This is a genomic window from Anaerotruncus sp. (genome assembly GCF_057433415.1).
This window is the reverse complement of sequence record NZ_DBMDHH010000051.1, coordinates 1-17,413: the sequence shown is the minus strand read 5'-3', so window position 1 is coordinate 17,413 and position 17,413 is coordinate 1. Positions and strand designations below refer to the sequence as shown.

19 protein-coding genes are annotated in these 17,413 nt (G+C 66.9%); all 19 read right to left on the bottom strand.

Features of this window, described 5'->3' with window-relative positions; all coding sequences use genetic code 11:
• On the bottom strand, positions 1 to 642 hold a 642-nt coding region (locus tag ACZO3G_RS12035), incomplete at its 3' end, for a transcription antitermination factor NusB (RefSeq protein WP_486847255.1).
• A 13-nt stretch (positions 643 to 655) separates the two neighbouring features.
• Entirely contained in the window at positions 656 to 1,345 is a 690-nt protein-coding gene (locus tag ACZO3G_RS12030) for a zinc metallopeptidase (protein WP_101548933.1), read from the bottom strand.
• 3 nt (positions 1,346 to 1,348) lie between these two features.
• Positions 1,349 to 2,287, bottom strand: coding sequence for a methionyl-tRNA formyltransferase (gene fmt, locus ACZO3G_RS12025; protein WP_276871749.1), 939 nt, complete (start codon positions 2,285 to 2,287; stop codon positions 1,349 to 1,351).
• A 13-nt stretch (positions 2,288 to 2,300) separates the two neighbouring features.
• The gene (gene def, locus ACZO3G_RS12020; protein ID WP_101548930.1) at positions 2,301 to 2,771 is read right to left on the bottom strand and encodes a peptide deformylase; all 471 of its coding nucleotides are present in this window, start codon (positions 2,769 to 2,771) and stop codon (positions 2,301 to 2,303) included.
• 45 nt (positions 2,772 to 2,816) lie between these two features.
• The gene (locus tag ACZO3G_RS12015) at positions 2,817 to 3,485 is read right to left on the bottom strand and encodes a hypothetical protein (protein WP_101548928.1); all 669 of its coding nucleotides are present in this window, start codon (positions 3,483 to 3,485) and stop codon (positions 2,817 to 2,819) included.
• 19 nt (positions 3,486 to 3,504) lie between these two features.
• Positions 3,505 to 5,949, bottom strand: coding sequence for a replication restart helicase PriA (gene priA / locus ACZO3G_RS12010; protein WP_276871741.1), 2,445 nt, complete (start codon positions 5,947 to 5,949; stop codon positions 3,505 to 3,507).
• Positions 5,950 to 5,985: 36 nt separating this feature from the next.
• Positions 5,986 to 6,612, bottom strand: coding sequence for a chloramphenicol acetyltransferase (locus ACZO3G_RS12005; protein ID WP_101548924.1), 627 nt, complete (start codon positions 6,610 to 6,612; stop codon positions 5,986 to 5,988).
• A gap of 4 nt (positions 6,613 to 6,616) precedes the next feature.
• The gene (gene coaBC / locus ACZO3G_RS12000; protein ID WP_276871739.1) at positions 6,617 to 7,831 is read right to left on the bottom strand and encodes a bifunctional phosphopantothenoylcysteine decarboxylase/phosphopantothenate--cysteine ligase CoaBC; all 1,215 of its coding nucleotides are present in this window, start codon (positions 7,829 to 7,831) and stop codon (positions 6,617 to 6,619) included.
• A gap of 12 nt (positions 7,832 to 7,843) precedes the next feature.
• On the bottom strand, positions 7,844 to 9,232 hold the full coding sequence (locus ACZO3G_RS11995; RefSeq protein ID WP_276871737.1) for a hypothetical protein: 1,389 nt from the start codon (positions 9,230 to 9,232) through the stop codon (positions 7,844 to 7,846).
• Between the two features lie 61 nt (positions 9,233 to 9,293).
• Positions 9,294 to 9,503 (bottom strand): DNA-directed RNA polymerase subunit omega, encoded by a 210-nt coding sequence (rpoZ, locus tag ACZO3G_RS11990; RefSeq protein WP_306575217.1) that lies wholly within the window; start codon positions 9,501 to 9,503, stop codon positions 9,294 to 9,296.
• A complete protein-coding gene (gene gmk, locus ACZO3G_RS11985; protein ID WP_121586915.1) occupies positions 9,490 to 10,107 on the bottom strand; it encodes a guanylate kinase in 618 nt (205 codons plus the stop codon). The genes rpoZ and gmk overlap by 14 nt, the downstream gene beginning before the upstream one ends.
• Positions 10,100 to 10,360, bottom strand: a complete 261-nt coding sequence (gene remA / locus ACZO3G_RS11980) for an extracellular matrix/biofilm regulator RemA (protein ID WP_101548914.1) — start codon at positions 10,358 to 10,360, stop codon at positions 10,100 to 10,102. Before remA ends, gmk begins: the two co-directional genes overlap by 8 nt.
• 12 nt (positions 10,361 to 10,372) lie before the next feature.
• Positions 10,373 to 11,251 (bottom strand): YicC/YloC family endoribonuclease, encoded by an 879-nt coding sequence (locus ACZO3G_RS11975; RefSeq protein ID WP_276871728.1) that lies wholly within the window; start codon positions 11,249 to 11,251, stop codon positions 10,373 to 10,375.
• A gap of 163 nt (positions 11,252 to 11,414) precedes the next feature.
• Complete coding sequence (locus tag ACZO3G_RS11970) at positions 11,415 to 12,818, bottom strand: oxaloacetate decarboxylase subunit alpha (RefSeq protein WP_277138501.1); 1,404 nt, start codon at positions 12,816 to 12,818, stop codon at positions 11,415 to 11,417.
• A gap of 13 nt (positions 12,819 to 12,831) precedes the next feature.
• The gene (locus ACZO3G_RS11965) at positions 12,832 to 13,317 is read right to left on the bottom strand and encodes an acyl-CoA carboxylase biotin carboxyl carrier protein subunit (RefSeq protein ID WP_277138502.1); all 486 of its coding nucleotides are present in this window, start codon (positions 13,315 to 13,317) and stop codon (positions 12,832 to 12,834) included.
• A 132-nt stretch (positions 13,318 to 13,449) separates the two neighbouring features.
• Complete coding sequence (locus tag ACZO3G_RS11960) at positions 13,450 to 14,859, bottom strand: carboxyl transferase domain-containing protein (RefSeq protein ID WP_276873714.1); 1,410 nt, start codon at positions 14,857 to 14,859, stop codon at positions 13,450 to 13,452.
• 291 nt (positions 14,860 to 15,150) lie between these two features.
• Positions 15,151 to 15,534 (bottom strand): hypothetical protein, encoded by a 384-nt coding sequence (locus ACZO3G_RS11955; protein ID WP_276873723.1) that lies wholly within the window; start codon positions 15,532 to 15,534, stop codon positions 15,151 to 15,153.
• Positions 15,535 to 15,584: 50 nt separating this feature from the next.
• Positions 15,585 to 16,325: a pseudouridine synthase gene (locus ACZO3G_RS11950; RefSeq protein ID WP_121586920.1), complete on the bottom strand. Its 741-nt coding sequence runs from the start codon at positions 16,323 to 16,325 to the stop codon at positions 15,585 to 15,587.
• 25 nt (positions 16,326 to 16,350) lie between these two features.
• On the bottom strand, positions 16,351 to 17,413 hold a 1,063-nt coding region (locus tag ACZO3G_RS11945; protein ID WP_486847249.1), incomplete at its 5' end, for a D-alanyl-D-alanine carboxypeptidase family protein.

Here is a 17,413-nt window from a genome sequence, read left to right as displayed (position 1 = left end):
CTCCGCGAAGGCGGACAGCGTCTCGACGGCGAGCCTGCCCCGCACCGCCGCGAGCCGCCCGCAGAGCGCCTCCGGCGTGGTCCGCAGGGTGTTGGCGCGCAGGTAGACGGGCGCCTTGCCGAGCGAGCCCGCGAGCATCCGCAGGGCGGCCTCCTCCCCGTAGGAGGCGAGCCACTCCTCCACCAGCCAGGCGGGACAGGAATAGTCGACCGCGAGCTGTCCGGCGCGGGAGCCCCCCGCGGGCGGGACGGCCTTTCCGTCCCGCAGGAAGGCGCGCAGCACCCCGTTCACGAACCCCGAGGCGCGCGCGCAGCCGAGCGATTTTACAAGGTTGACGCTCTCGCTCACGGCGGCGTAGTCGTCCACGCCGTCCATGTAGAGGAGCTGGCAGACCCCCATCCGCAGGGAAACGCGCACCGCCGGGGTGAGCGCGGAAAGCGGCTTGGCGGAGTAGCGCGCGAGGATGTGGTCGATCGTGAGCATCCGCTCGAGCGTACCGTAAAAGAGCGCGGCGGCAAATGCGCCGTCGCGCGGGGAAAGTCCGTTTTTGGCGGACAGCGCATCGATCACGAGGTTGGAGTAGGCCCCCGCCCCCTCCATCCGCATCAGCGCCTGCGCCGCCGCCGTACGTGCATCCTTCATGGCGCGGCCCCGGTCAGTCGCGCCGGCGGTTGCCGAAGAGAAGGATCAGCCGCATCAGCTGCGCCACCGAGACGAGCAGCGCCGCCACATAGGTCAGCGCCGCCGCGCGGAGCACCTTGCGGGCCCCCTCCAGCTCCCGGCGGTCGAGGAAATTTCCGTTCTCGAGCGTCGCAAGCGCACGGGAGGAGGCGTTGAACTCGACCGGCAGCGTCACGAGCTGGAAGACGGCGACGAGGGAAAAGAGCAGCAGCCCGATATCCACAAGCGTCCCCGAGAGGAAGAGCCCGACGATGATGAGCGGGATCGACAGCTTGGAGCCGAAATTGGTGATCGGGATGATCGCGTTGCGGAAGGTGAGCGGCGCGTAGTGGGTCGCGTGCTGCACCGCGTGGCCGCACTCGTGGGCCGCCACGCCGAGCGAGGCGACCGAGTCGCTGTCGTACACTCCGGCCGAGAGGCGCACCACCCGTTCGCCGGGGTCGTAGTGGTCGCTGAGCTTGCCGGCGACGCGCTCGACGCGCACGCCCGTGAGGCCGTTGTCGTCGAGGATGCGGCGGGCGGCCATCGCGCCCGTCATCCCGCGGGAGACGCGCACCCGCGAATAGCGGTTGTACGCGCCCGAGACCTGCGCCTGCGCCCACGCCGCGAAGAGCAGCGCGGGCACGACGAGGATCAGATAGTAGTAGTCAAACGGATAAAACATCAGTTACTCCCTTTCGTTGGGGGATTCCCCCAGCCTGGTCCCCGCGGCGACGGGATGTCCCCGCAGGTAGTCGGCGGCGTTCATCCGGCGGCCGCCCTCGGCCTGGATTTCCACCAGTTCGACCGCCCCCTCGCCGCATGCCACGGTGAAGGACTTTCCGCCGAGCAGCTCGCCCGGCGCGCCCTTTCCCTGCGCGGCGCGGGTGCGGTAGACCTTGAGCAGCTTCCCGCCGAGCGTCGTGTGCGCGACCGGCCAGGAATTCATGCCGCGCACGAGGTTGTGCACCTCCCGCGCGGGCTTTGAAAAGTCGATCTCCGCCAGCTCCTTGGAGAGCATCGGCGCGTAACAGGAGGCCGCGTCGTCCTGCGGTTCGCGCGGGGCCCGCCCCGCGGCGATGAGCGTTACCGTCTCGGAGAGGGCCTGCGCGCCGAGGGCCGCCAGCCGCTCGTAGAGCTCGTCCGACGTCTCGTCGGGGCCGATGGGGGTCGCGCGGCGCAGGATCATATCCCCCGTGTCCAGCCCCTCGGCCATATACATCGTCGTGACGCCCCCTTCGGCGTCCCCGGCGATCACGCTCCACTGGATGGGCGCCGCGCCCCGCCAGCGGGGCAGCAGCGAGCCGTGCACGTTGACGCAGCCGTACTTCGGCAGCTCCAGGATCTCCTTCGGCAGGATTTTGCCGTAGGCGACGACGACGACCAGTTCGGGAGAAAGCTCCCGCAGGATCGAGAGCGCCTCGCCGTCCCGCATTTTGGCGGGCTGGTAAACCGGCAGCCCGCGTTCGAGCGCCAGCTCCTTGACGGGCGGCGGCATCAGCTTGTAGCCGCGGCCCCTGGGCTTATCCGGCTGGGTGAACACCCCGGCCACCTCGTGCCCGTCGTCCAGCAGGCGCGCCAGGCAGGGCACCGCGAAACCGGGGGTCCCCATGAAAACGATTCTCATCGCGATCCCTCCGTCATTCGGTCTCCTCGAGCTCCTCGGGGTCGAGCATCCGGTCGGCCTTGTCGATGAAGAGGACGCCGTCGAGGTGGTCGGTCTCGTGGCAGACCGCCACCGCGAGGTACCCCTCGGCCTCCAGCTCGAACGGCTTGCCGTAGCGGTCCTGCGCCCGCACCCTGAGCTTCTGGGGGCGGTGGACCATGCCGTACTGGCCGGGCACCGAAAGGCAGCCCTCGCCGCCGTACTGGTCCCCCTCCTGCTCGACGATCTCGGGATTGACGAGTTCATGCCGGCCCTCGCCCACATCGATGACGACCGCGCGGCGCAGGATGCCCACCTGCGGGGCGGCGATGCCCACGCCGTCTCCCTTCATCGTCTCATACATATCGTCGAGCAGCGTCCACAGCCGCTCGTTGAACTCGGTGACCGGGCGGCTCTTTTTGCGCAGCCGCTCGTCCCCCTCCTTGATAATCGTCCGTAGCGCCATGATTCTATCCCCTTTGTAATCTGTGTGGAAATATTTCCTTATAGTTTATTCAATCGTGACATCCGGCTGGTTCCACGCGGTGAGCGTCGTTTCCGTTTCGGAGAAGAGCTGGTCGGTTTTCCCGTCCACCGTCACGCTCGCACGCGAGGTCACCCGCTGGCCGACGAGCAGCCCTTCGGGATTGACGAGGTAGGTCGCGCTGCTCTCAAGCACCTGCTGGCCCTCGGGGGCCTGCTTATTGAGATCGGCAAGGGCCTTTTCGTTCATCTCGAACGTGTATTCGGTGCCGGTGTCCCACTCGGTCGTGGTGACGACCGCGATCCCGTTTTTCAGGCGGCCGCCGAAGGGCGCGAAGCTGCCGCCCGCGTCCCCCTGCTCCTGCCACGCGCCCTCGACGAGGGAGTAGACCTTTCCGCCCTGCATCTTCATCTCGGTGACGACGGTCTCATCCCCCATCGCGGTCTCCGAGCGGTAGAGCGCGTCGGTTTGCCTGCCGTCGCGCACGAAGGTGAGCGTCTCCTTCGTCACGGCGTCGAATCCCTCGACGATCCCCTGCTCGCTCGAGAGGGTCACCGTCACCGTGAGCTCTCCGTTCTGGAGCGCGTCGAACCGCTCCATCGCGTCGTTGACGAGGTCGGCCTCGGTCTTCCGGCCGCAGGCGGCCAGGGATAGCGCCATCAGGATGGCGAGGATTCCCGCTAAAACCTTTTTCATCTTGTCCTCCAGTCGCATGTCAGATCGAGCTTTCATATTTCGGGTCGACGGTGAGCGTCACGCCGCGCAGGGCCGGCTGGGAGAAATACCAGTCCGCCGTGCCGCGCAGCAGCGCGCGGGTGCGTTTGTCGTAGCGGCATTTGACCGCCATGCGAAAGCGGTACTTGCCCGCGAGCTTGACGATCTGGCTTTCGCAGGGGCCGAGCACCCGCAGCGGGAGCCCGGCGTAGTCCGCCTTCGCCCGACGGGCAAATTCCGCGAGGAACTGCCGGGCGGCCTCCTTCGTCTTCGCGTACGCAAGGCCGGAGAAGCCGATCCCCACCATGTCGCAGAAGGGCGGGTAGAGGTGGATGCGGCGGCTGTCGATCTCCTCCGCGTAGAACCCGTCGTAGTCCTGCGCGGCGGCCAGCGCGATCACCGGGTTTTCCGGCGTGAAGGTCTGGATATAGGCGCGGCCCGCCTTTTCGGCGCGGCCCGACCGCCCGACCACCTGTGTGAAGAGGGAAAACGCCCGTTCAAAGCTGCGGTAGTCCTGCGCGTAGAGGGCCGAATCGGCCGACAGCACCCCCACGAGGGTGACGTTCGGGAAATCGAGGCCCTTGGCGACCATCTGCGTCCCGATTATTATATCATATTTTCCGGCTAAAATATCGGAAAAATGCTTTTCATGGGAAAAACGCGCCATCGTCGTATCCATATCCATCCGCAGGACGCGCGCGTCGGGGAAAAGCTCGCAAAGCTCCTGCTCCACCTTCTGGGTCCCGGCGCCCGAAAACCGCCGGAACTTGTTGCCGCAGGTGGGGCAGCTCTCGTCCGGGCGGGCGGTGTAGCCGCAGTAGTGGCACATGAGGTGCCCGTTGGCGCTGTGGTAGGTGAGCGCCACCGAGCAGTTGGGACAGGTGGCGACGGTCGAGCAGACGGCGCATTTGACGAGGGTGTTGTAGCCGCGCCGGTTGAGCAGCAGGATGCTCTGCTCCCCCGCGTCGAGGTTCCTTTGCAGCTCGGCGATGAGCTGCTCCGAGAGGGACGCGCTCTGCGCGCCGAGCGGCTGCGCCGCCATGTCGAGGATCGCCACGTCGGGCAGCCTGGCCGCGCCGTAGCGGTTTTTCAGCGTGAGCAGCTCATAGCGCCCCTCCCGGGCGCGGTAAAAGCTCTCGACGCTCGGGGTGGCCGAGGCAAGCAGCAGCAGCGCCCCCTCCTGCGCCGCGCGGAAGCGCGCCACGTCCCGCGCGTGGTAGCGCGGGGACATCTCCGACTTATAGGTGCCCTCCTGCTCCTCGTCGATGACGATGAGCCCGATGTTCTCCATCGGCGCGAACACCGCGCTGCGTGTCCCCACGACGATCGAGGCGCCGCCGTTTTTGATCCGCTTCCACTCGTCGAGCCGTTCGGTCATCGAAAGCCCGCTGTGCAGCACCGCGACCCGCCCGCCGAAATACCGGCGGAACCGGTCGATCATCTGGGGGGTGAGGGAAATTTCCGGAACCATCATGATCACCCCGCGCCCACCGTCGAGCACGTGGCGGATGGTGCGCAGGAAGACCTCCGTCTTGCCCGAGCCGGTCACGCCGTAGAGGAGCGCGGTGCGCGCTTCCCGGCTGTCCGCCAGCCCGCACAGCCGCTCAAAGGCGGCGTTCTGCTCCTCCGTCAGCACGATCGCCGCCGCGTCCTCCCGCGCCGGGCCCTCCGCGTAGGGGCTGCGGTAGATCTCCCGCGTGAAAAGCCGCGCCGCCCCCGCCGAAACCAGCCGGTCCACGACCGATTTTCCGACGGCGGCGAAATAGCAGACCTCCTTGAGGGACGCCTCGCCCACCTGCAGCAGCAGCTCGACGACCGCCTTCTGCTTGGGCGTGAGCTTCACCCGCACGTCGGAGAGCTCCCCAATCTCCCCGTCGAGCCGCACCATGACGAGCTTCCCGTCGAGCACCCGGCGGCGCACCTCCTGCGCCTTCTGAAACGTCCCCCGCGCGCAGAGTTCCCGCAGAACGGGCGCGTCCCGCTCGAATCCGAGCGCGGCGAGGAGCGCCTCCTCCCGCACCGGCTTCCCCCGCCCCGCGAGGTAGTCGTAAACCCGGCGTTCCTCCGGGTCTTCGGGGGCGGGCGCGTCCTTGGAAAGCTCGTAGGTATATTCCAGCTCCACCCCGATGCCGGGGGGCAGCAGGGCTTTCACCGCGTCGAAATAGGTGCAGAAGGTGTTGTCCCGCAGCCAGAAGACGAGCGACAGCAGTTTGTCCGACAGGAGCGGTTCGGGGTCGACGAGGGTCGCCAGCGGCTTGAGCCCCGCCGCGTCCGGCTCCTCCTCCACCGCGACGGCCAGGCCGAACCGGGTGCGGTTGCCCGCGCCGAAGGGCGCGGTCACCCGGCAGCCGGGACGGACGGGCATCCCCTCCGGCACGCGGTAGCTGTAGATTTTATCAAAGCTCTGCGCCGCGTTCTCCACGACGACGCGCGCCACCAGCGGCATGGGGGTCCCTCCCTTCGCACGGATGGATGTCCGGATTCAGAGCGCGTCCAGCATCCGCTGGAGCGCGTCGAAAAACCGCCCCACATGGATGCCGTCGCAGAAGGCGTGGTGCGCCGTCACCGAAAGCGGCATTGTCACCCGCCCGCCCTCGCGGGCGTATTTCCCCCAGGTGATGTGGGGGACCGCGTCGTCGCGGTCGAAGCTGCCCGCCTGCGAAACCGACGTGAAGTCGACCCACGGCAGGCAGGAGAGGTAGAGGTAGTCGTCCCGCGCCTCCTCCGAGTCGAGCAGGAAGCGGTCCCCCTGCCGCGCCGACGCCTCGCCGCAGCGGCGCAGGAACTCGCCGAGGTCCTCGCACCACTCGACCCCGACGCACTTGAAGAGCTCGCCGTCCGCGCGCGGCTCGGTGAAGGAGGGGTTGACCCGCTCGTGCAGCAGCGGCCGCCCCTCCCGGATGCGCATCCGGAAGGCGGGGACCCCGTTTGCGGCGCGGACGACGAAATACCCCATCGCGTGGTAGGAGGACCCGCCCCGCGCCTTCATGAACGCGCAAAAGCGGGTCACGTCGAGCCGCGCGCAGAGGTCGTACTGCGGGCGGTCGAGCGAACGGAAATACCGGTACTGCTCCCGCCGGGGCCATGTCTCCAGATCGATCCACTCCATGCCGTCACGCCTCCCCTCTCTCCTCCCGGGCGCGGTAGAGGTCGCGCAGGCGGTCGAGGATCTTTTCCGCCACCGCGTCCTTGCCCATGAGCGGCAGGCACTCGGCCCCCTCCCGCGTGAGGATGGTCACGAGGTTGGTGGCGGTGCCGAAGCCCGCGCCGTGGGTGCCCAGATCGTTGGCGACGATCATGTCCACATTCTTTTTGGAGAGCTTGGCGCGCGAATTTTCCAGAAGGTCGCGCGTCTCCATCGAAAAGCCGCAGATCACCTGCCCCGGCGTCCGGTTGTGGCCGAGGTGGGAGAGGATGTCCTGCGTGCGCTCGAGCGCGAGCGTGAGGCCGCCCTCCGCCTTCTTAATCTTGTGGCTGGCGACTTCGGCCGGGCGGTAGTCGGCCACCGCGGCGCATTTGATGATGATGTCCTGTCCGGACGCGCGGGAGACGACCGCGTCGTACATCTCCGCCGCCGAGACGACGGGCACCACCGCCACTCCGAGCGGCGGCGCGAGCGAGACCGGGCCGGAGACGAGGGTGACGGCCGCGCCGCGCCTGCGCGCGGCGGCGGCGAGCTCGTACCCCATCCGCCCGGTCGAGTGGTTGGTGACGAACCGCACCGGGTCGATCGCCTCCCGGGTCGGGCCGGCGGTGACGAGCAGGCGCATCCCCTCCAGGTCCCGCTCGGTGAGCGCCGCGCGCACCGCCTCAAAGAGCACGGCGGGGTCGGGCAGCCGCCCGCGGCCGGTGTCGCCGCAGGCGAGCAGGCCGCTGTCCGGCTCGAGCACCGTGAAGCCGAAGCCGCGCAGCGTCTCCAGGTTGCGCTGGGTGACGGGATTGTCGTACATGCCGGTGTTCATCGCCGGGGCGACGATCTTGGGGCAGCGCGCCGCCAGCACTGTCGTCGTGAGCATGTCGTCCGCGACGCCCGCCGCGAATTTGGCGATCACGTTGGCGGTCGCGGGCGCGATCAGCATGACGTCCGCTTTTTTTGCGAGCGCCACGTGCTCGACGTCGTATTCGTAATTGCGGTCGAAGGTGTCCGCCGCGACGCGGTTTTTGGAGAGCGTCTCAAAGGTGAGCGCCGACACGAACTCGGCCGCGTTTTTCGTCATCAGCACATGCACGTCGGCATCCGTCTTGGCAAGGTCGCTCACAAGCTGCGCGGCCTTGTAGGCCGCGATGCCGCCCGATACGCCGACGACGATCGTTTTTCCTTCAAACATTCCGATTCCTCCTCATTCCAGCGGGACCACCCGCCAGGGCGGTCCGCCGCCTTCGATCGCGTGGGTCCCCTGCGGGTTGATCCCCCAGATCGACGCGCCGTCCAGGCGGTCGAGCCTGCGCGGGGCGTCCTCCCGCGTGTCGTAGAGCCAGCATTCCCGCTTTTCCATCAGGTCCCCGTCCGCCGTCTCCGCAACGTCGGAGACGACGTAGACAAACTGCACGCCGCCCTCGACCGCGCGGGTGCAGTAAAGCCCGAACCCGTAGCCGCCGTCATAGAGCTTGCGCCCGTCGTAGTCGCGCGGGGAAAAGGAGATCTCCTCCCCCGTCGCGAGGTCGTGGCGGCGGAAGCTCGGCCACGCCTCTCCGTCCCGCTTATCCATCCAGATGTAGTCGTAATGGGACGCGTCGAGGGGAAGCGCGTCCCCGGAGGCGGTGTTGTCCTTCGCGACGAGCCGCCATTCGCCCCCGTCGGGGAGGAACCACGCCTCGATCCCCCACTCGTAGCCCTCGTCGGTAAAGATCCCGTTGTTCCACTCCCGGAAGCCGTAGAGGCCTCCCTCCACCGGCTTGTAGCGGAAAAAGCCCGTGTCGTCGCAGAAAAGCTCCCGCTCCCCCGCCGTGTCGAGGCGGTAGAGCACCCGGCGGGGCTCGCCGGGCGGCGGGTCGATGCTCGCCATGTAGTAGAGGCTCTCCCCGAACGGCCAGCACTGGTAGATCCCGTAGGCGCCCGCGTCGTAGACGGTGAAGCCCTGCCAGCGCACGTCGCGGTAGTCGTCCACAAGGGAAAGGGCGTCGGCCGCGATGTCATAGAGCAGCAGCATTGCGCCCGTCTCGAGCGCGATGTGCCCGCTGCCGAGCGGGTAGGCGTTCACATAGGCGGATTGCTTTTCATAGTCGCCCGTGGCGGCCTCCACCTCCTCCGGGGAGGCGTCGGGGAAGGCGCGCAGCAGCGTTCCATCCAGGTCGTAGAGCGCGGCGTTCAGAAGCGTCCACTTCCCCTCCCGCAGCGCCGCGCGGGTGCCGGGGACGGTGCGCAGCACCCAGCCCTCGCCGATCGTGAGGGTGATGTCCTCCGGCGAAAGGCCGGGGCCGGCCGCCGGGTCCCCGAAGGCGGCGGCGCGCAGGACTTCATTGTCGAGCCCCACCCAGGTGAGGGCCGCGCCGTTTTTGATCGCCGTCCCGGTGCCCGCCGCGTTCCACGCGGGGCGGGCGTAGAAATCCGCGTCGTAGTAGACCGGCTCCGCCGGTTCTTCTTCCGCGCCGGGCCCGCTCAGGGCGGGCGGCTCTTCCGGAGAGGAAGGGGGCGCGGACGGCGTTTCTCCGCCACGCGGCGCGCATCCGGCCAGCAGCAGCGCCAGTGCCGCCGCCAGCGCGAGCAGGCGTATCTTCATCTTTTTCACAACATCGCCTCCCGGGCGTGAAAAACAAAACAGGCCCTGTCAGAGCAGGGCCGCTTTGCCGTTATTCCTTCGGATGGGGGTTCCCCATCTTATACTTCCCGGCGGCAAACTCCTCGACCGCCTTCTGCACCGGCTTTTCCTCGGTGATCGCGTGGTCCTCCTCCTGCTCCTGCGCGATGTCGCGGGCGCGTTTGGCAACCGCAACCACAAAGGCATAGTAGCTGTCGCCCGGCTTGATGATGGAGGTGATCGACGGCCTAAGCATACTCATGAAACTCACACACCTTATCGATAAATTTTTTCATATTGCGGGTGCGGCACTTGGCCGCCGTGATGATCGCGCCCAACTGTTCGCGCGCCTTTTCCACATCGTCGTTGACGATCACATAGTCGTATTCCGCGGCGTGGGAGAGCTCAAACCGCGCCGTGCGCAGCCGGGCTTCCATCGCCTCCGGCGTCTCGGTGCCCCTTCCGGCGAGCCGCTCGTGGAGCGTCCCGTAGGAGGGGGGCAGGATGAAGACGAAGACCGCCTCGGGAAAGCTCTCCCGGATCTTCATCGCGCCCTGCACCTCGATTTCGAGCACCACGTCCCGCCCCTCGGCAATGTGGCGCTCCACCGCGGCGCGCGGCGTGCCGTAGCAGTTGCCGCTGTACTCCGCGTGCTCCAGCAGGCCGTCGCTTTTGGCCAGCCGGTCGAATTCCTCGCGCGTAATGAAATGGTATTCCACCCCGTCCGTCTCTCCGGGCCGTGGGGCGCGCGTCGTCACCGACACCGAAAGCACCGCCTCCGGGTGGCTTTCAAGATAGGGCCGCAGGATCGTGCCCTTGCCGACGCCCGACGGCCCCGAATAGACGATCAGCGTACCCTCACTCATCGTCCTCGACCTCGTCGTCCTCATCCACCATGCGGTTGGCGACCGTCTCCGGCTGCACAGCCGAGAGGATCACATGGTCGGAGTCGGTGATGATGACCGCGCGAGTCCGGCGGCCGTAGGTCGCGTCGACCAGCGTGCCGCGGTCGCGCGCGTCCTGGATGATCCGCTTGATCGGGGCGCTTTCGGGGCTGACAATCGCCACCAGGCGGTTGGCGCACACCATGTTGCCAAAACCGATGTTGATGAGCTTCATCTTGCGTTCTCCTTATTCGATATTCTGTATCTGTTCACGGATTTTTTCCACGTCGCTCTTGATGTCGACCACCACCTGCGCGACCGCCACGTCCTGCGCCTTGGAGCCGATCGTGTTGGCCTCGCGGTTGATCTCCTGCACCAAAAAGTCGAGCTTCCGCCCGATCGGGTAGTCGTAGCCGAGGATCTCGCGGAACTGGACGAGGTGGCTTTCGAGCCGCACCGTCTCCTCGTCCACCGCGACCCGGTCGGCAAAGATCGCCGCCTCGGTCACGATGCGGGCCTCGTCGATCTGGCGGTCGGCGAGCACCTCGCGGATCTTCGCGGCCAGCCGCTCGCGGTAGGCCTCCACCGTGCGGGGGGACTGCTCCTTGACAAACGCCACGCCCCGCCCGATGCTCTCGAGCCGGCCCAGCAGGTCGGCCCTCAGGCGTTCGCCCTCGGCGGCGCGCATGGCGACAAAGCGGTTCACCGCCTCGTCCGCGACCGTCCTGACCGCCGCCCAGATCTCCTCCTCGTCCTCCGCCTCGCGGCGCACGGTGAAGATGTCGGAGAACCGCGTGAGGGTGGAGAGGGCGAGGTCGTCCTTGAGCCCCGCCTCTTCGCCGATCTTACGCAGCGCGTCCACATAGGCGCCCGCCAGCTCCCGGTTGGCCTCGACAACCGCGTTCTGCCCCTCGACCGTCAGGATGGTGACGCCGACCTCCACCTTGCCGCGGGAGATCTGCCCCTGCACGTAGCTTTTGAGGCGCTCCTCCAAATATCCGTATGCCCGGGGCACCCGCGCCGAAAATTCAAAAAACCTGTGGTTGACCGACTTGATCTCCACCGTAATGTCCCGGCCGCCCAGCATCTGCTGCGCGCGTCCGTAGCCCGTCATGCTTTTGACCATCCGCGTCCCATCCTCCACGTCGTTTTGGCGTGCGCCGCCGCACATTTCCGTATCTTGATATTTTACCCCATATCGTCCCCTTTGTCAATTTCCGGATGGCTTCATAGCCTTTCGGAAGCGCAAAAAGCCGCCGGTCTTTCGACCGGCGGCTTTCGGGAAACAATCAGACGGGATGGACCTTGCTGGCCTTGTCGGCGTGCTTGCCGTCGACTCCGTACTTCTTGTTCTTGCGGGACTCGAAGAATTTGGGCGCGACCTGCGGGAACATCGCCATCGTGAGGATATCCTCCTCCTGCTCGAGGTACTCGGCAGGGAACTCGGCGCGCATCTTCTCCATCTCCGGCCCGAGCAGGTCGGCCGGACGGCAGTCGATCGGCTTTTCGTCGCCGATGATCTTCTTGCGGAAGGCGGGGTCGATCTCGACCGGGGTCTTGCCGTACTCGCCCTTCACGAGGCCCTTGAACTCCTTGGTGACCATCTTGTACCGCTCGCCCATGATGACGTTGAACACCGCCTGGGTGCCGACGATCTGGGAGGTCGGGGTGACCAGCGGCGGGTAGCCCGCGTCCTTGCGGACGTTCGGGACCTCGCGGAGCACATCCTCGAACTGGTCCTCCTTCCCGGCCTGCTTGAGCTGGGAAACGAGGTTGGAGAGCATGCCGCCCGGCACCTGGTAGATCAGCGTGTTCGCGTCGACGCCCATGACCTTCGGATTGAGCAGGCCCGCGTCGAGGTATTTCTGGCGCAGCTTGGCGAAGTGGGCGCGCACGACGTCCAGCTTCTTGAGGTCGAGGCCGGTGTCGTAGGGAGTGCCCTGCAGCGCCGCGACCATCGACTCGGTGGCAGCGTGGGAGGTGCCCATCGCCAGCGGGGACATCGCCGTGTCGATGATGTCCACGCCCGCCTCGATGCTCTTGAGCAGCGCCATCGAAGCGAGACCGGAGGTGTAGTGGGTGTGCAGATTGATCGGGATTTTGACCGCCTTTTTGAGGGCGGAGGTCAGTTCAAAGGCCGCGGACGGCGTGATGAGCGCCGCCATGTCCTTGATGCAGATGGAATCCGCGCCCGCGCTCTCAAGCTGCTTGGCGTAGTCCACGAAATAGTCGATGTTGTGCACCGGGCTGAGGGTATAGGACATCGCCGCCTGGAGGTGGCAGCCCGACTTCTTGGCCGCGCGGATCGACGCTTCGAGGTTGCGGATGTCGTTGAGCGCGTCGAACACGCGGATGATGTCGATGCCGTTGTCGACCGACTTCTGGACGAAATACTCGACCATGTCGTCGGCGTAATGGCGGTAGCCCAGCATGTTCTGGCCGCGGTAGAGCATCTGCAGCTTGGTGTTGGGCATTTCGCGGCGGATCGTCCGCAGACGCTCCCACGGGTCCTCGTCGAGGAACCGGATGCACGCGTCGAAGGTCGCGCCGCCCCAGCACTCGCAGGAGTAGAAGCCGACCTCGTCCATCGCGGGCAGGATGGGGAGCATCTCATCCAGGCGCATGCGCGTCGCGATCAGCGACTGGTGCGCATCGCGCAGGATGGTCTCGCAAATTTTAACCTTTTGAGCCATGGATCATTCCCCCTTAACCGATGGAGATGAGCAGATCGTCCGAGTTGACCGAATCGCCCTTCTTGACATGGACGCCCACAACCGTACCGGCAACAGGGGTGAAAATCTCGTTTTCCATCTTCATCGCCTCGAGCATGAGCACGAGCTGGTTGGCCTCGACATGGTCGCCGACGTTGACCTTCACATCGAGGATGTTGCCGGGCATCGGCGCGTTGATCTTGGTCGAGCCGGCGGCGGGAGCGGCGGCAGGCGCGGGAGCCGGGGCGGCCGCGGGAGCCGGAGCGGGCGCCGGAGCCGGAGCGGGCGCCGGAGCGGCGACCGGAGCGGCCACGGGAGACGGGATCGGGGAGGGCACGGCATAAGGCATCGCGGCCGGAGCCGGGGCGGCGTAGACGGGAGCGGGAGCCGGAGCCGGAGCGGCGGGGGCCGCGCCCGGAGCCAGCTCATCCACCTGTACGTCGTAAGCCCTGCCGTTGACAACTATGTTAAATCTTTTCATGACTGTATCCTCCTGTAAAATATGATTTGTTTTTGATTCATATGGTCTGCCGAGCCGCACTGGTTCCGGGCGGCCGGCCTGCATCGGTAGGTATCCGCCGCATTCCTGCGGCAATGGCGGGCCGGCGCCGGGTTACATCGAGATGTTGCCGTGCTTCTTGGGAAGGGTGCTCACACGCTTGCCGGCGAGCATGTCGAGCGCGGAGATGACCGCGGCGCGGGTATCTGCGGGGTCGACCACGTCGTCGATGTGGCCCCTGGCGGCGGCCGCGAGGGCGCTCGCCTCGTTGGCGAGATACTCCGCCTCGACCTCGGCGCGGGACTTCTCAAGAGTAATCTTGTCGCCCTCAAGGAAGGCCACGGCGGTCTCGGGGGCCAGCGCGGAGATGACCGCGTTCGGCCAGGCGATCGCGTAATCGGCGTTGGCGCCGCGTCCCGCGAGGGCGACGCAGGCCGAGCCGTACGCCTTGCCGACGATGACCGCGACCTTCGGGGTGGTCGCCTCGGCGTAGACATGGGCGAGCTTGGCGGCCTCACGCACGCCGCCCTGGAAGACATGGCCGTCGGCGGCTGCGAACTTTTCGCAGTTGACGAGGGTCACGACGGGAATCTGGAAGGAGTCGCAGATCGCGACGAAGCGGGCGATCTTGCTGCATCCGCCCGAGCAGACGGCGCCGCTGTCCGACGCGGCGACGAAGCCGACGGTCGTGCCGGCGACGGTGCCCAGCGCGACCTTCGCGCCGGTGCCGGAAAACGCCTTCTGGAGCTCGATCAGGCTGTCCGCGTCCGCGATCTGCTCCGCGATGCCGAGGATGTCGGCCTGGTCCGCGACGCCCGCCGCAAGCGCGTCGAGCGCGGCGCCCGCGCCGGGAGCCTCGGTGAAGTCGCAGTAGGGGGCCGCGGAGAGGTTGTTGGAGGGAAGCAGGGAAACCAGCCTGCGCGCCGCGGCCACCGCGGCGTCGGCGTCCTTCTCCACGATATGTGCAACGCCCGACTTGGCCGCGTTGGCCGCGTCGGTCGCGGAATCCGCGTCGGCGGGGGTCAAAAAGAGCTCGGCGCCCTCGCTCATGACGACGAAGTCGGCGGAGGCGGCGATCAGCGCCGCGCTGCCCGCGCAGGCGCCCGCCACGACGGAGACCTGCGGCACGACGCCCGAGAGGTTGTTGGTCCAGAGGAGCATCTCCCCATAAGCGGCGAGCGCGTCGAGGCCCTCGTCCACGGCGGCGCCGTTGGAATCGTAGATGCCGACGACCGGCGCGCCGGTCTTGACCGCGAGGTCGTAGATCTTCTTGATCTTGGAGCCGTGGGCCGCTCCGACCGCCCCGTTGCGCACGGTGGAGTCCTGGGAAAACGCATACACGGGGCTGCCTTCCACCAGGCCGTAGCCGGTGATCACCCCGGTGCCGTCACAGCCGTTCTTCACGAGCGCGCCGACCTCGACAAAACTGTCGGGGTCAAAGAGCGCCGTCAGCCTTTTGCGGGCCGCCGTCGCCTTTTGGGCCTCGTTACGTGCATCGGCCAGTGACATCGCCTTGTCACTCATGTTTTTTTCCTCCTATCTTAAACTGACGCCCGTCGTCCCGACGGGCGGCCGCCATTCCGGCGGGGATCAAAATACGGGATTCGGTCGCATTTGTTGACTTTCCACAGATGAAAAAAAGAAAATGTCAAAATGTAACCACAATAAAGTATACACTTTTCCATCCCAAATAACAAGCTGTTTTTTGCGGTTTTTGATAAAAGATTAACGGTTCTTTTCCACGTTTCCGACAGAAAAAACGCCGCGGTCTCCCGCGGCGTTTTGGTATTTGCGTATCGATGGCGCCCGTGGAACTCACCGCCCGCAGCCGCAGCTCTTCTTCGCGAAGAACGCCTCGAGCGGGAAAGGCTCCCGCGCCTCATAGCCGAGCTTGGTGAGCGCGCGGCGCAGCTCCTCCGAAAGCCCCTCCCCGAGCTTCGCCGAAAGGGCCCCCGCGCGCATCTGCGCCGTAAAGGCGGCGCGCGCCATCCCGTCGACGAGCCCCACGTCGAGCCGCCGGCCGGTGTCCGCGCCGGCGAGGGTCACGCAGCCGCCCGGCGCGGTGAAGAACACCGCCGTGCCGAGCACCTCGTCCCCCTTGGTGGCGGCGTAGGCGAAGGAACCGTTCTCCGGCGTGCCGAAGCTGTCGCAGATGCGCGCGGCGAGGCGCGGGTCTGTCACGCGTTTGATCAGAAACATCCCGTTACTCCTTGTAATAAATTCCGCAAATTATACAGAGGGGTTTTCCATCATTTCTTAGAGACGGCGTTGCGCAGGGCAATCAGCTCGCTGGGCTTGAGCTCCCGCCACTGGCCGGGCTGGAGCATCCCCAATTTCAGCGGCCCGACGCTTGTCCGCTTGAGGCGCGCCACCTCGAGCCCCACCGCCTCGCACATGCGGCGCACCTGCCGGTTGCGGCCCTCCTGGATGGTGATCTGCAAGACCGCGCGGCCCTCCGCCTTGTCGAGCACGAGCACGGTGGCCGGCAGGGTCCTCTTCCCGTCGAGCAGCACCCCCGCGCCCATCTGCGCGGCCTGCTCGTCGGTGATGCCGGGGCGCACCGTCACGCGGTAGGTCTTGGTGATGTGGTTGGAGGGGTGCATGACCATGTTGGCGAAGGCGCCGTCGTTGGTCATCAAAAGCAGGCCCTCGCTGTTCCGGTCGAGCCGCCCGACGGGATACACCCTGGCGGGCGCGTCCTCCACGAGGTCGGTCACGCACCGGCGGCCCATCTCGTCCGCCGTCGTCGTCACGAAGCCGCGCGGCTTATGCAGCATGATGTAGACGTTGTGCTTCTTCCTCTGGAGCGCCACCTTGACCCCGTCGATCGCGATCACGTCGCGCGCCGGGTTCACCGGGTTGCCCGGCACCGCCGGGCGCCCGTTTACCGTGACGCGCCCCTGCCTGATCGCCTCCTCCGCCTTGCGGCGGGAGAGGATGCCGTTGTCCGACAGCACCTTCTGGATGCGGATTCCCGTTACCTTTGCCATATCCTAACCTGTCTTTCTATCCGTTTCAGTCGTCCCCGCCCCGTCCGAGCCAGCCGAACAGCCGGCTCCAGAGGGAGGGCTTCGTTTCCTCTGCGTCCACGTCCCGCGCGGCGGTCAGCGCCGCCTCGGCCAGCGGCTGGCCGTCGCAGGAAAATTTCACGCTCCCGACCACCTGCCCGCGCCTCACCGGCGCGTAGAGGAAGGGCGCGGCGGTCACCGCGACATCGACCCGCTCGCCGTCCATCAGCGCGACGGGGCCGGGCTCGTCGAAAACCGCCGCGACCGCGTCCCGCTCCCCGCCCGTCACGGGGATCTCCACCTCCGGCACGAGCCCGCCGACCTCCTCCGGCCGCAGCAGGCCGAAATAGCGGTCGTAGAGCTTTTTATGCTCGTTCCAGTCGTCGGGGCAGGAGAGCGTCACAACGATCAGCCGCACCCCCTCCCGATCGGCGCAGGAGACGAGGCAGCGCCCCGCCGAATCGGTGAAGCCGGTCTTGACGCCGACCGTGCCCGGGTAGCTTTTGAGCAGCCGGTTGTGGTTTTGCAGCCACCGGTCGTAGGGGGGATTCCCATACTGGATCTTCGCGCTCGGCTTCGCGCAGATCTCCGCGAAGAGGGGGTTCTCCAGCGCCTCCCGCGCAAGCAGCGCCATGTCGTAGGCGGAGGAGTAGTGCTCCGGGTCGTCGAGCCCCGACGGGGTGACGAAATGGCTGTCCTCCATGCCGATCTCGGCGGCGCGCTCGTTCATCATCTCCGCGAACCGCTCCTTGCTGCCCGCGATGCGCACGGCGGCGGCTCCCGCCGCGTCGTTGCCCGACGGCAGCAGCATCCCGTAGGCGAGCGCGCGCAGCGTCGCCTGGTCCCCCTCGCGCAGCCCCATCGACGACCCCTCCACATGGATGGCGGCGGTGTCGACGGTGAACCACTCGTCGATCCCGTCCTGCTCGAGCGCGAGCAGCGCCGACAGGATCTTGGTGGTCGAGGCCATCGGCAGGCGCGTGTTCGCGTTCTTCGCGAAGAGCACCCGGCCGCTCGCCGCGTCCATCACGAGCGCGGCCTTCGCCTTGGTCTCGACCCCCAGCGTGTCG

Bases quoted from the DNA above. Each gene is read 5' to 3' on its own strand.
- fmt (WP_276871749.1), bottom strand. From the start codon at position 2,287: ATGAGAATCGTTTTCATGGGGACCCCCGGTTTCGCGGTGCCCTGCCTG.
- ACZO3G_RS11960 (WP_276873714.1), bottom strand. From the start codon at position 14,859: ATGAGTGACAAGGCGATGTCACTGGCCGATGCACGTAACGAGGCCCAA.
- remA (WP_101548914.1), bottom strand. From the start codon at position 10,360: ATGAAGCTCATCAACATCGGTTTTGGCAACATGGTGTGCGCCAACCGC.
- ACZO3G_RS11970 (WP_277138501.1), bottom strand. From the start codon at position 12,818: ATGGCTCAAAAGGTTAAAATTTGCGAGACCATCCTGCGCGATGCGCAC.
- gmk (WP_121586915.1), bottom strand. From the start codon at position 10,107: ATGAGTGAGGGTACGCTGATCGTCTATTCGGGGCCGTCGGGCGTCGGC.
- ACZO3G_RS11965 (WP_277138502.1), bottom strand. From the start codon at position 13,317: ATGAAAAGATTTAACATAGTTGTCAACGGCAGGGCTTACGACGTACAG.
- ACZO3G_RS12005 (WP_101548924.1), bottom strand. From the start codon at position 6,612: ATGGAGTGGATCGATCTGGAGACATGGCCCCGGCGGGAGCAGTACCGG.
- def (WP_101548930.1), bottom strand. From the start codon at position 2,771: ATGGCGCTACGGACGATTATCAAGGAGGGGGACGAGCGGCTGCGCAAA.
- coaBC (WP_276871739.1), bottom strand. From the start codon at position 7,831: ATGTTTGAAGGAAAAACGATCGTCGTCGGCGTATCGGGCGGCATCGCG.
- ACZO3G_RS12030 (WP_101548933.1), bottom strand. From the start codon at position 1,345: ATGTTTTATCCGTTTGACTACTACTATCTGATCCTCGTCGTGCCCGCG.
- ACZO3G_RS11950 (WP_121586920.1), bottom strand. From the start codon at position 16,325: ATGGCAAAGGTAACGGGAATCCGCATCCAGAAGGTGCTGTCGGACAAC.
- priA (WP_276871741.1), bottom strand. From the start codon at position 5,949: ATGCCGCTGGTGGCGCGCGTCGTCGTGGAGAACGCGGCGCAGAGCTTT.
- rpoZ (WP_306575217.1), bottom strand. From the start codon at position 9,503: ATGAGTATGCTTAGGCCGTCGATCACCTCCATCATCAAGCCGGGCGAC.
- ACZO3G_RS11955 (WP_276873723.1), bottom strand. From the start codon at position 15,534: ATGTTTCTGATCAAACGCGTGACAGACCCGCGCCTCGCCGCGCGCATC.
- ACZO3G_RS11975 (WP_276871728.1), bottom strand. From the start codon at position 11,251: ATGGTCAAAAGCATGACGGGCTACGGACGCGCGCAGCAGATGCTGGGC.
- ACZO3G_RS12015 (WP_101548928.1), bottom strand. From the start codon at position 3,485: ATGAAAAAGGTTTTAGCGGGAATCCTCGCCATCCTGATGGCGCTATCC.